Genomic DNA, 12,937 nt, shown 5'->3' with positions numbered 1-12,937 from the left:
TGTGACATAGAGGCCAGATCTTTCCCCGTAGGGTGGCGCATAGCTACACTTCGTGAGAGCGTTTGGAATAGTTGAGAGTTTACTATCCTTGTTACTATCCGTTGGAAGGTTAAGCCAATGTCTGACCTAAATAAAATAGTATACCCTAATCTTGACCTATTCCTCTACGATCTACGGGAAGGTCTAGGGCAAGACCCGGAAATTATTGATTATAACCGTGAACGATTCTGGCAAAGAATCTATGGTCATCCCGAGGGTGATGAATCAGACCTGATCCTAGAGCCGACGTTACTGGCTAAGCTCAAACAGGCAGAACGCTCAGAATCTAGGTTGGTGGAACTATTGGGTGCTGATGTGGTCAAGCATTTCGAGCGTCCTTTGGAAGGCTACTACTACCCTATCCAAATTGGTAACACTTACGCCCTTCAGGTAAACTGTTCCGGAGTCTATGCTGATGGGATCAGACAATCAAACCATTCACCCCAACCCATTACAAATATTAAGAAAATCCAAGGGGAAATTCTTGCCCACATCAATCATCAACCTGGAGCAATTGGTCAAACTTGGATCATGTGGGGTCAACTGTGTGACCGTGATCAAGACCCTACACAAATTGCCCTAGAATGCTACAAGCAACTGGTGTCTAAACCCGACTGGTCAAGAGACTTTCAAGCCCAAGGCAAAGTGCTAGGGGGTACTTTATTTGAATTTTGGCGTCCTCCCGCTGATTGGTCAGAGCCAGAAGCGATCAAAAACAACCATCATCTTTTAATTTGGTTGTTTCCCAAAAAGCGTTCTATTGATTCTATCATCGATAGCATTACTGGTATTTATATAGACTTAATTTACTTATTGTATTATCGTAACAAAATTCTTTGGGCTTATGGTGAAATTAACCGACCACTAGCAGAACTTAAAGCTGATCTAGTCTCAGTTAAAACTAGTATTGCTCAGATCAGCATGTTACCCCAAAATACATTAAAATTAAGGGAAATACTAAGCAATAATCTCAACCTATTGTCTCGTTATGCTACTAATTTAGGGATGCTGGATTCCCAAACCCAAACCATTAAAACCAATATCGAAGATTACCAACAACGATTGACTAAATTAAAACAGGTTTATCAACGGGGTGATTGGCACATTCTGGAAGAATTTAGGGATTTAGCAGCTAGCCAATATCTGCAACAAGTGGAGATGGAGCATGGCAGATTAAAGTCTGGTTTAACCTTACTAGAAAATATGATTCGGACAGTAGATGGCATGACCCAAACTTACCAAACCCAGAGTAATCGTAGCTTACACCAAAGCATTGCTCTAGCTGGTGTGGGAGTAGCAACTAGTAGCATTACTGCTACTGTCCTAGTTAAACAACAACCCCCTGATAATAATACTATTTTTATCATGACACCAGCTTTTGCCTGGAGTCTTCTCACTGGTGCGATCGCTACTCTGGTAATGTGGATGATTTTACGGTTATTTAGTCGTTGAGGGAATAGGGAACAGGGAGTAGGGAGTAGGGAGTAGGGAGTAGGGAGTAGGAAAGAGAGGGAAGTGTGGGAGGTGTGGGAGGTGTGGGGAGATGGGGAGATGGGAAGATAGGGAGATGGGGAGATGGGGAGATAGGGAGATGGGGAGATGGGGAGATGGGGAGAGAAATTTAAGGCTTTTGAACAAGTGGATAAATCTAAAATTTCAATGCTGATTAACTTAATAAGTTGCTATTTAAAAGAATTATATAAATGCTAAATAGATTGTCAATTAATAACTGTTTTGTTAAATCAAAATCCATTATTATTGACATAATTTATCCAGTAATTATTGAAATAACTAAGCTAAATTATTCCCGATTCCCTACTCCCGATTCCCGATTCCCGATTCCCGATTCCCGATTCCCGATTCCCGATTCCCGATTCCCGATTCCCTGTTCCCTGTTCCCGATTCCCTGTTCCCTTTCCTATATGTACTTAAAAAAATCCCAAACCGCTTTATTACTCCTACTGTGGATTACGATTGGGGCTTTGCTGCGCTTTGCTAGTCTAGGGGTTTTACCTCCTTGGACTGATGAATGTGCCACAACAGTATTTAGCTTGGGTAACAGTTTTTACTCGTTACCTCTGAATCAGTTTATGGGAGTAGAAACCCTATTAAGCCCACTACAACCGTCTCCTGAAGCTGGCATTAGTGATGTTATTCATTATTTATTAACGGAAAGTACCCATCCCCCAGTTTATTTTGCTCTGACTCATCTGTGGCTGAAACTATTCCGATTAGAGGATGGTATGGTTTCGATTTGGGCAGTGCGATCGCTTTCTGCTTTATTGGGAGTAATCTCGATTCCTGCTATCTTTTGCCTAGGTCGGCTGGCCTTTCGCTCACTATTGGTAGGTCACATAGCAGCAGCAATGATGGCTGTTTCCCCTTTCGGGATTTTTCTAGCTCAACAGGCTCGTCATTATACTCTGGCTATTTTGCTGGTGATAGTATCTCTGGGTTGCTTGGTGAAAGCGGTAGAGTTAATCCACCGTGGTGAACGGTTGCCCAGTTGGCTAGGGTTAGCGTGGGTGGGAGTGAATAGTCTGGGGATTGCTACCCATTATTTCTTTATCTTGACTTTAGGTGCGGAAGCGATCGCATTATTGGGACAAGCTTGGCGAGAAACTCAGCAAGACCGACTAGCTTTGCTCAAACCTTACTGGTGGCGGATTTATGGAGTAGCTATGGGTTCCTTAGCCGGATGTTTAGTGTGGATACCGGCCTTACAAGCTATTCATGATAGTCCCCCTACCCAATGGATTTATAGTCAAAATGCGATCGCACGATGGATTGAACCCATAGGACGATTCCTACTATGGCTGTTCAGTATGGTTTTACTGCTACCTTCCTCTTTCTATGACCTATCCCTAGGAATTGTGATTGTTTCCGGTATAGTTACCTTAATCCTAGTGGTTTGGATAGTATCCCATCTCCGCTATGGACTGAAATTGCAGCAACTCGATCACCATAACCGTTTCGCTATCACCATCCTAAGGGAGTATGTCTTAGCAGCAATTGGGTTATGTTTAGTCTTGACCTGGGGTTTCGGTATAGATTTAAGCACAGCCCCTCGTTTTCACTTCGTCTACTTTCCAGCAGTGATGCTGTTGGTAGCAGCAAGCTTAGGTGGTTGTTGGAATCAGATTGATCATTCCGCAGTTTTCAAGGGATCCCCCCTAACCCCCCTTAATAAGGGGGGGAAAGAGTACGGAAGTCTTATTCAGAGGCAGACAGAGCTGGGATCCCCCCTAACCCCCCTTAATAAGGGGGGGAAAGAGTACGGAAGTCTTATTCAGAGGCAGACAGAGCTGGGATCCCCCCTAACCCCCCTTAATAAGGGGGGGAAAGAGCAGGGAGCAGGGAGCAGGGAGCAGGGAAATGGAACAAAATTCGATGTACCTGATCGGGATGACAAAGGGTATACAGCAAATTCCGCCCCCCTAACCCCCCAAATTTGGGGGGAAATTGAGTCAAAGTCCCCCAGAATTGGGGGATTTAGGGGGCTTGCAGCTAAAAGCAGTGAGGTCAATTCATCTGAAAAAGGCTATAAGTCTTACTTTGGCAAAAGGATAGTTGTAGCGGTATGGTTGATTGGGCTGTTGGGTGGATTAGTGACAGTCTCGAATCTTGGTTATCTTCAAAACGAGCGCCCGGATCTATTAGTGTCTATTGTTAAGGAAACAAGTGAAGCGCCGGTTCTTGATGCAGTCGCTCATGAGGGAAACCCCCAAGACCGCGCTGCATCGCTTGCGATCGCAACCACCTACAAACACCATGGACAGACCGGGCGCATGATGGGATTAGCTTGGGGATTGAAAGGTATGGCTGTTGCTAATGGTTCTAATGATAATTCCAGGGATTTTCCCCAATTTTTCTTAGTAGGTCGTGACCGGAATAGTTCCAGTTACGAGGATGCTGTCCAACAATTACAACAACAATTAAAGGAATTGCCACGACCACTAGACTTATGGTTAGTCAATTTCCGTACCAAAATTGACCTAGAATCTCAGCAATGTTTTCGAGAAAAGAAGTCTCGAAAGTGGGCTGGTCAATATAGTTATAAGCTTTATCGATGTGTTAATAATTAAGCAGTCAGCGGTCAGCGGTCAGTGGTCAGCCGTCAGCTTCGTGGCACAGGCTTCCAGCCTGTGACTTCACTCAGTAAAAAATTTGCGTAGGGTGCGTTAGGGACGGGCTCGCCTTCATTTTATCGGTATCCAGTGTTGAGAAAGTCCGTCCCGTAACGCACCACCAGGTCAAACTGATAGCTAAGAACTGACAGCTGACGACTGACAGCTGATAGCTTAAGTAAAACAATCAAAACTACTGAAACTCCTATGGATAAAGACACTAAATTTGCTTTACTAGTAATTGCTATTCCCCTATGTGGCTTAATTTATTGTGGCTCAGCAATAGCAGTGATGGTTTACAGCGAATACGTCAGAGAACATCCCTTGACATTTGGTACCCTATTTTTACTAATTCCATTCGCTACCGGAGCATTTACTTGGTTGAGAGCTTCCGCTAAAGCTTATCAAGAAAATGGAACAGGGAGTAGGGAATAGGGAGTCGGGAGTAGGGAGTCGGGAGTAGGGAGTCGGGAGTCGGGAGTCGGGAAATTCGGATCAAAAATTATCACGATTAATTTAGGATTACTATACTCTACTGAAAGGCCAAGGGTAAACAACCTTAAACCTTAAACCTTGGCCAATAGGCCACGCTACGCGAACAACATCCTAACCTTAAACCTTGGCCAATAGGCCACGCTACGCGAACAACATCCTAACCTTAAACCTTGGCCAATAGGCCACGCTACGCGAACAACATCCTAACCTTCAACTCCACAAAAAAATAGCCGCAGAAATAATTTCCACGGCTATAGGTTTTGATGATGACTACAATTTTTTAACCAAACCTAAACACAATCCCATGTCATGAGACCTGATGTTTTGGCCAGGGGGGTTACCCCCCCTCAACTAGTTTAATCGATAATGAGGTACTTGGTCATCATCGTGATGAATTCGCCTGGGATTCCCGTCGGCTGAAGGGGGCTCCACTCCGAGATTTCCGCGTAACGCAGGGCATATAGGGTATGCATGGTCTTAATTATGGCCTTACGTGATCCTTTCAAAATGTGCTTAACTGGGTATTTTTTTGGAGAAGGTTCCTGAGGAGTATTAGCGGGAGTAATCTCTTCAGGATTGTTGTTTTCGTTTGGGATAAACTCTTCAGTCATCGTTAAAACCTTTGTTTGAAGTTTATACTATAATCATAATGATTATAAAATGTTTTGTCAAGGGGTTTTAGAAAATATTTTTTGAGGGAGTATTGAAAGAAAATGTACGGAAAGGAAATAGAATATTGTTTTTTTTTAAAGGGAAAAGGGAATAGTTGTGTAGGGTGCGTTAGGGGCGGACTTGTTCTAATTATTTGCTTTTTAGCCAGCCTTGGTATAGTCTGCCCCGTAACGCACCATAAGGTCAAACAGCCAAAGTAAAATTCATAAAAAAAATGTTAGCGTTCGCGTAGCGTCTCTTTCAGAGAATCGTATTTTTTTGATAAGTAATTTTATCGAGAGTATCGGTAATAGTAAATCGAAAAAGTAATTAATTTTGATAATTTTTTCCCGATTCCCGATTCCCGACTCCCGACTCCCGACTCCCGACTCCCTATTTTTCGCTGTGTTAAACTAAATCGAGATTGGGTTTCAAGCATCTACTGGTTAATACTATATAATTAACTGGAGGCTAATCCTTGAGTAAAATAATCGGCTTGATGGAAATCTCAAGCCATCAGGACTCATTGCCCAGTGCGGATGTCGTATTTGTTCACGGGCTGGGAGGGCATGCTAGAAGCACGTGGCATCCCGAAGGAAAACGGGATGATGATGACTTTTGGCCAGTTTGGTTAGGAAAAGAACAGCTAGGTCTTAATATCTGGTCTTTTGGGTATGACGCTGAAGGGACAAACTGGAAAAACAACAGCAGTATGCCCCTTTTTGACCAAGCCAGTAATTTATTAGATTGGTTAGATATTCACGATATCGGCAAGCGTCCCTTAGTATTTATTACTCACAGTATGGGCGGGCTTTTAGTCAAAAAAATGCTTAGCAGTGCCTTGACGTTTCAAAAGCAAGCTATTCTTGAGCAGACTAAAGGGATTGTATTTCTGGCTACTCCTCATACTGGGTCTCATCTTGCTAATTTAATTGAGAATATTGGTGTTTTGACACAAACCACCGTAAGTGTAAAGGAACTAAAAGCTCATCACCCTCAGTTACGAGAATTGAATGAATGGTATCGAGAAAACGTTCGGAGTTTAGGAATTGCCACAAAGGTCTATTATGAAACCCAGCCTGTAAAAGGAATTTTGGTGGTAGACCCAGATAGTGCTAACCCAGGGATTGAAAAAGTGAAGCCGGTTGCTCTGGCAAATAACCACATTCACCTATGCAAACCAGAGTCTCAAAACAGTCAGGTCTATCTTGGTGTCAAGAAATTTATCAAGGAATGCCTCAAGACTACTGTACGGCTAAAAGATGACAGCAACGGAACAGTTTATGTTGGCGAGATTCCTATTCATGAGCATTAGCTGAAGTCGTCCGACCGGGAACGGACAAAGTTAAATCCCCTCACTAACATTACTAATCGTGGCACTCTCCACTTTGTCGGGAGACAAGATCAACTTGAGCAGCTCCATCGGGAACTTCAACAGACCGATAAACTAGCAATTTGTGCCATTGCCGGAATGGGTGGTGTGGGCAAAAGCGAGTTAGCTCTACAATATGCTCTGAAAAATCAGCACAACTACCCTGGGGGTTTGTGCTGGTTATCGGTGCGCGGTGCAGATCTCGGAACTCAAATTGTCAGTTTTGGGCGTACGGAATTAGGATTAAACATTCCAGATGAACTAGAGTTCAATGACCAGGTAAGATATTGCTGGAGAAATTGGCCAGAAGGAACAGTATTGATCGTGCTGGATGATATTCCTTCTTTCGGCAACGACTATAAACAGAGAATTCAGCCCTACTTACCTCCAGCCCAATCCCGCTTTAAGGTACTGGTCACCAGTCGTCAGCGTCCAGGGGCTTCTTACCGACGAATTGACTTGGATGTACTCTCCCCAGAAGCAGCACCTGGTGCAGCCTTAAAATTATTGGAATGCCTTGTTGATAAAGAACGCATTGAGAAAGAACTAAACGCAGCAGAAGCCCTATGTGAATGGTTGGGTTATTTGCCCTTGGGCTTAGAGTTAGTCGGACGATATTTAGATCTAGATCAAACGTTAACTATCGCTAAAGTTCAGAAACGTTTAGAGAAAAAAAAATTAGCAGCAAAGGCATTACTTTGTCCTGAAAACCAAGGGGAAATGACAACCCAGTTTGCAGGAGTAGCAGCAGCCTTTGAATTATCCTGGCAGGAGTTGCCATCAGAAGCCCAGCAGTTAGGATCTCGTTTGAGTCTGTTTGCTCAAGCTTCTTTTGATTGGTCACTGGTAGAGTATTGTGTTATTGAAACTGACGATGAAGAGGAATGGGAACAAGCACAAGAAGAATTGGAGGAGTTACGTAATCGCTTTCTAGTCAATCGTAATATCTTGCAACTGACCGAACATAAAACCTATCGGCTCCATCAACTAATTCGAGAATTTTTCCAAACCAAGTTGGCTCAGTTACCAGAGGCCGATAGCTACAAGCAAAGCTTTTGTCGAAAAATGGTGGCTAAGGCAAAAGAAATTCCCCAGACACCAACTCGCGATCAGATTGCAGAATTGACTCCCACCATCCTTCATTTAGCCGAAACAGCCACAGCCCTAACTGACTGGCTCAGGCATGAAGATTTAGCATGGCTCTTTGTTGGCTTAGGAACATTCTATGAGGGTCAAGGTAGCTATAACCAGGCTGAACCGTGGTATCAGCAATGTTTAGAGATAACTAGAAGCCGCTTGGGTCACGACCATCTCCCTGTCGGAGCAATTCTGAACAAATTGGCAGAACTCTACAGATTAATGGGGCGCTATGATCTCGCCGAACCCCTCTATCTCCAAGCTTTGGATATTGCCAAGAAGCTGCTGGGTGAGAACCATACCCATGTGGCTAGCAGTCTCAACAACATGGGATTACTTTACTACGCTCAGGGACGGTATGATGAAGCGGAATCCCTATATGTCAAGGCATTGCAGATGAACAAGAAGCTGCTGGGTGAGGATCATCCCAATGTAGCCGCTTGTCTCAACAACCTGGGATTTCTCTACTATGCTCAGGGGCGGTATGATGAAGCGGAACCCCTCTATGTCAAGGCATTGGAGATCACAAAGCACCGGCTGGGTGAGGACCATCCTGATGTAGCCGCTTGTCTCAACAACCTGGGATTACTTTACTACGCTCAGGGGCGGTATGATGAAGCGAAACCCCTTTATGTTCAGGCATTGGAGATGAGAAAGCACTTGCTGGGTGAGGACCATCCCGATGTGGCCACCTGTCTCAACAACCTGGCAGGATTCTACAATGTTCAGGGGCGGTATGATGAAGCGGAACCCCTCTATGTTCAGGCATTGGAGATGAGAAAGCACCGGCTGGGTGAGGACCATCCTGATGTAGCCACCAGTCTCAATAACCTGGCAGGACTCTATGAGTCTCAGGGGCGTTACGATGAAGCGGAACCCCTTTATGTTGAGGCTTTGGAGATCACAAAGCACCGGCTGGGTGAAGACCATCCCGATGTGGCTCAAAGTCTCAACAACCTGGGATTTCTCTACAACTCTCAGGGGCGGTGTGATGAAGCGGAACCCCTCTATGTCCAGGCTTTGGAGATGAGAAAGAAACTGTTGGGTCAGGACCATCCCGATGTGGCCGAAACTCTTAACAACTTGGCACATCTCTACTATGTTCAGGGGCAGCACGATGAAGCAGAACCCCTCTTGGTCGAGGCATTGGAGATTGCAGAGCGGAAGTTAGGGTTAAATCATCCTCTTACTGTAAACATCCGTGGGATTCTGGGAATTTGGCGTTGTTTAAAAATAGGTAGTGCTGCAGTAGTGATATTATAACCCCTAAAGCTTGACTAGACCCTAGCCAAATCACTACATCTTTGGAATAAATTGACGATTTTGCGCTATATCGTCATAATGTTGATCAGTGATGATCACAAGAAATCATAATTCACAGGAAGCGATTGGTCGTAGGTCACCCTACGCGATTGACCATAGGTCACGCTAAGCGATCGCATTCTCAACCCAACAACGAAACAATAGCTCTCTTTCCCTAATTCCTATCACAAGCGCTATAATATAATATTACTCACACGCCCCACACTCCCCGCGCCCCCGCCCCACACTCCCTACACTCCCAACCCCCTATTTTCCCTAACTACAAATATTCTTCGGCCAAGACTCAACATTTTTCAGTAAAGTGTAAGTATATAGACCCCAAAAGCAATTATTGAAAATTCTAAAACCATGAGTTTATCCCTAAAGCAACTGACCGTTTATCTGACATTGCTGGGCTTGGGCGGAGGAGCAGGGGTTTTGGGTAGTCGCTATCTCATGGCAGAGCAAGAGGTAATCAGACGCCCACAAATCGTTCCAGCAGTATTACAACCATTCACGCCACAACGACCAACGGTTAAACCCCAGAGAAACCTGAATTTCATTGCTAAAGCAGTAGAAAAAGTAGGTCCGGCAGTGGTGAGAATCGATGCAGCCCGTCAGGTATCACGGGATATCCCACAACCGTTCCACAATCCTTTCTTTAGGCGCTTTTTTGGGGATGACCTGCCTATGCCAAAACAGCGCATCGAGCAAGGCACCGGCTCTGGGTTTATCCTCAGCTCCGATGGACGCTTGATTACCAATGCCCACGTTGTAGAAGGCACAGAGGAAGTTAAAGTCACCCTAAAAGACGGTCGCAGCTTTGACGGTCAAGTAGTAGGCACTGACCCAGTCACCGATGTAGCCGTAGTCAAAATTGAAGCAACGGACTTGCCCACAGTCAACTTGGGTAAAGCTGAGAATTTGACCCCAGGAGAATGGGCGATTGCCATTGGTAATCCCCTCGGTTTAGATAATACTGTAACGGTCGGTATCATCAGTGCCTTAGGGCGCTCCAGTTCCCAAGTCGGAGTTCCTGAAAAACGGGTCAGCTTTATCCAAACTGATGCCGCCATTAACCCTGGTAATTCTGGTGGTCCGTTGTTGAATGCCACTGGTGAAGTAGTTGGGATTAACACCGCTATTCGAGCCAATGCCCAAGGCTTAGGGTTTGCTATCCCCGTGGAAACTGCAGAACGGATTGCCAATCAACTATTTTCTAAAGGTAAAGTTGAGCATCCTTACCTAGGTATTCAGATGGTGACCTTGACCCCAGAGCTGAGAGAAAAAATTAATCAAGACCAAGACTTTGACCTGAGAGTCAACCAAGATGATGGGGTTTTAATCGTCCGGGTGGTGCCAGGTTCCCCCGCCCAGAGAGCTGGTTTTAAATCAGGAGATATCATTAAAACCGTTGCGTCGAAACCAGTTAAAAATGCCACTGAGGTTCAGCAGGGTGTGGAAGCCTCTGAAGTTGGCTCCCAGTTAAATGTGGAAGTGCTTCGTAACGGTAAGACCAAATTAATCGTGGTGCGACCAGGGGCGTTTCCCATGGATAATTAGCATTCCTCTGCTTGTAAAAAATCAATAAACTGTCGTGCTGTTCTACCAGAGAAACCATTGGCTCGGATTGCCCACTGTAAGGCACGAGGTCTGATTTCACTAGGCTCAAGGGGGATTTGGGCTAGGGTAGCTAGATGGTGGACAATCTTTAAGTAGGTTTTCTGGTCAGCTTTCTCAAAGGTTAAGGTTAAGCCAAAGCGATCGCTAAAGGACAGTTTCTCGTGAACCGTATCCCAACCATGGACTTCTTCATTGCTAGGACGGGGACGGTCTTCAAAGAATTCTCGAATCAAGTGTCGTCGATTAGAGGTAGCGTAAACCACAACATTGTCAGGTCGTGCCGTTAAATTCCCTTCCAATATTACCTTTAAAGCTTTATAGGAATCATTATCCTCTTCAAAGGATAAATCATCGATAAAGATAATAAATTTTTGAGGCTGGTCTCGCAATTGCTCCGTAATCACCGGTAAATCGATCATCTCTGATTTCGGGACTTCAATAATTCGCAATCCCTGCTCACCGTATTCATTTAACAACGCCTTGACCAAAGAAGACTTACCTGAACCGCGACTACCATAAAGTAATATATTCAGGGCTCGGTAGCCTTTCAGCAGAAACTCTGTATTCTTGAGCAATTGCTTCCGCGCCAATTCATAGCCCACCAGCTCACTGAGTCTAATCGGATCTGGATTGGCAATACCAAACAACTGACCCGATTGCCAACGAAATCCTTGATAGTCAGCAAAAAGTCCAGTCCCAAACTCTTGATAGTATGCCGCGATCGCTTCCAAGGCATCAGCCCAATTGTCTAAATTGTTTAGTTTAGCTTGTAGATCAGCGTGCCATTGAGTACGTTTATTAATCTGGTCAGACCCAGAGCTTGATTGACTTGACTCAAAATTCCAAGGCACCAGTTCAACTGGTAAAACCGATGCTCTTTTGACCCACTTACAAAGTTGTTTAGTGCTGCACTTATAGATATTTTGTAAAGCTTGTAAGTCATGACGAGCCGCGTCTACCAATGCTGGCGGTAATGTTTCTAATTCAGAACTTTGCACTTGCCTGGTAAAGGAATTATCAGCCCTAAGGATTTGTCTAAACAGATAATCTTGCCAACTTTGGTTTTGGCTAGCTAACCCTTGAAACCAGTCACCATAAGTTTTTAAACAACGGATGTCATCCACATCCCTGTTAACTATAGCTTCTAATAGTTTCAAAAACGCTAAACCTACTCCTTCACTCAATACTGACTGATAAACTAGCAAAGATGCAGCTTGGTAGCGGAGGTTTTGAATTGAATCAATGGTTTGTTTATCCACGATAGGGTTTTCAGTTGGTTAGGGAATCGGGAATCGGGAATCGGGAATCGGGAATCGGGAATCGGGAATCGGGGTTCAACACTTCTGATCGCGTAGCGTGGCCCACGGCCAATCTAAGACGTAATCGTTGATAAGTTTTGAATAGCGGTTTGGACAGCCTGCTGAACATCAGGATGAGGATCGGACAAAAGTGGTTTTAAATAGCGATGCAGCGCGGTCTTGGGGGTTTCCCCCATGAGCGACTGCATCAAGACAAGGAACTACAGTAGGTATTCCTAATTCATCCAGTTCATCAACAGCGTTTTCCCTCACAATAAAATGTGGATCTTTCAGTTTATCCAGCAGTTGCGGTAGTGCTTGCTCAGGATATAATCGAGCTAAAAATCGCAAAACACTACCTCTAACATAGGGAGAAGAATGGTCAAGCATTACTAAAACGTGGTCAATCGCATGTTTCTCTTCTAGTTTAGATAGCCCATCAATTGCTTCAGCAACAATCATGGGGCGCTGGTCATCAAGATACCTAATCAGAAGTTTACGCAGTTTTTCGGTCTTGGTTTGAGACTCTGTCAATGCAACAATAATCCCCCTTAATCGTTCTTGATCAGCTGAATTTATACTTTCATACAAATACTCAAACCCTTGCTCACCCTGTTGGCTAATCAAGAGAGCGATCTCACTATAGTATATCGATGCATCCTCTCCCTCTAAAGGTTGTTTTTGAAACCTTTCAATTAGCTGGCTTAGATTCAGATTGTTTAGTTCAGGATAAAATGTCATAATGCAAGAGGCAAGAGGCAAGAGGCAAGAGGCAAAAGTTGGTTTTATTTTGATGTTTTGATGTTTTAAAAATGTCACAGATAAACTACTTTAAAGATTTATTTTTTTTGCTAAAAGTACTGATACACTATATTATTCATCAACTCTACTAA

11 protein-coding genes are annotated in these 12,937 nt (G+C 44.3%); 6 read left to right on the top strand and 5 right to left on the bottom strand.

The features are described 5' to 3' along the window. Nucleotides 1-117: 117 nt before the first annotated feature. The 3 genes from F6K63_RS12655 to F6K63_RS12645 all read left to right on the top strand — a co-directional run bounded on the left by F6K63_RS12655 (nucleotide 118) and on the right by F6K63_RS12645 (nucleotide 4,601). Nucleotides 118-1,491 (top strand): hypothetical protein, encoded by a 1,374-nt coding sequence (locus F6K63_RS12655; RefSeq protein WP_287295781.1) that lies wholly within the window; start codon nucleotides 118-120, stop codon nucleotides 1,489-1,491. Nucleotides 1,492-1,742: 251 nt separating this feature from the next. Next, nucleotides 1,743-4,124, top strand: a complete 2,382-nt coding sequence (locus F6K63_RS12650) for a glycosyltransferase family 39 protein (RefSeq protein ID WP_287312302.1) — start codon at nucleotides 1,743-1,745, stop codon at nucleotides 4,122-4,124. Nucleotides 4,125-4,373: 249 nt separating this feature from the next. Then, nucleotides 4,374-4,601, top strand: coding sequence for a hypothetical protein (locus tag F6K63_RS12645; protein ID WP_287255840.1), 228 nt, complete (start codon nucleotides 4,374-4,376; stop codon nucleotides 4,599-4,601). A 416-nt stretch (nucleotides 4,602-5,017) separates the two neighbouring features. Here F6K63_RS12645 and F6K63_RS12640 read toward each other — a convergent pair whose 3' ends face one another. Next, nucleotides 5,018-5,272, bottom strand: coding sequence for a hypothetical protein (locus tag F6K63_RS12640; RefSeq protein WP_287256131.1), 255 nt, complete (start codon nucleotides 5,270-5,272; stop codon nucleotides 5,018-5,020). Nucleotides 5,273-5,604: 332 nt separating this feature from the next. After that, nucleotides 5,605-5,751, bottom strand: coding sequence for a hypothetical protein (locus F6K63_RS12635; protein WP_287312301.1), 147 nt, complete (start codon nucleotides 5,749-5,751; stop codon nucleotides 5,605-5,607). A 39-nt stretch (nucleotides 5,752-5,790) separates the two neighbouring features. Here F6K63_RS12635 and F6K63_RS12630 point away from each other — a divergent pair, with 39 nt between their 5' ends. From F6K63_RS12630 to F6K63_RS12620, 3 genes are all read left to right on the top strand, one after another. Next, a complete protein-coding gene (locus F6K63_RS12630; RefSeq protein ID WP_287312300.1) occupies nucleotides 5,791-6,627 on the top strand; it encodes an esterase/lipase family protein in 837 nt (278 codons plus the stop codon). A 138-nt stretch (nucleotides 6,628-6,765) separates the two neighbouring features. Continuing rightward, nucleotides 6,766-9,084 carry a tetratricopeptide repeat protein gene (locus F6K63_RS12625; RefSeq protein WP_502708307.1) on the top strand — a complete coding sequence of 773 codons (2,319 nt, stop codon included), beginning with the start codon at nucleotides 6,766-6,768 and terminating at the stop codon, nucleotides 9,082-9,084. 408 nt (nucleotides 9,085-9,492) lie between these two features. Further along, nucleotides 9,493-10,686, top strand: coding sequence for an HhoA/HhoB/HtrA family serine endopeptidase (locus F6K63_RS12620; RefSeq protein ID WP_287312299.1), 1,194 nt, complete (start codon nucleotides 9,493-9,495; stop codon nucleotides 10,684-10,686). Here F6K63_RS12620 and F6K63_RS12615 read toward each other — a convergent pair. Genes F6K63_RS12615 through F6K63_RS12605 form a run of 3 tightly spaced genes read right to left on the bottom strand, consistent with a single transcriptional unit; the run spans nucleotide 10,683 to nucleotide 12,863 of the window. Next, nucleotides 10,683-12,005, bottom strand: coding sequence for an ATP-binding protein (locus F6K63_RS12615; RefSeq protein ID WP_287312298.1), 1,323 nt, complete (start codon nucleotides 12,003-12,005; stop codon nucleotides 10,683-10,685). The genes F6K63_RS12620 and F6K63_RS12615 overlap by 4 nt on opposite strands. 10 nt (nucleotides 12,006-12,015) lie before the next feature. Continuing rightward, nucleotides 12,016-12,174: a hypothetical protein gene (locus tag F6K63_RS12610; protein ID WP_287312297.1), complete on the bottom strand. Its 159-nt coding sequence runs from the start codon at nucleotides 12,172-12,174 to the stop codon at nucleotides 12,016-12,018. After that, on the bottom strand, nucleotides 12,174-12,863 hold the full coding sequence (locus F6K63_RS12605) for a HEAT repeat domain-containing protein (protein WP_287312296.1): 690 nt from the start codon (nucleotides 12,861-12,863) through the stop codon (nucleotides 12,174-12,176). The genes F6K63_RS12610 and F6K63_RS12605 overlap by 1 nt, the downstream gene beginning before the upstream one ends. Nucleotides 12,864-12,937: the final 74 nt, after the last annotated feature.

This window comes from Moorena sp. SIO1G6 (assembly GCF_010672795.1).
Classification (GTDB): domain Bacteria; phylum Cyanobacteriota; class Cyanobacteriia; order Cyanobacteriales; family Coleofasciculaceae; genus Moorena; species Moorena producens.
Note: the sequence above shows the minus strand (reverse complement) of the source record. Positions and strands in the feature narration are given on the sequence as shown.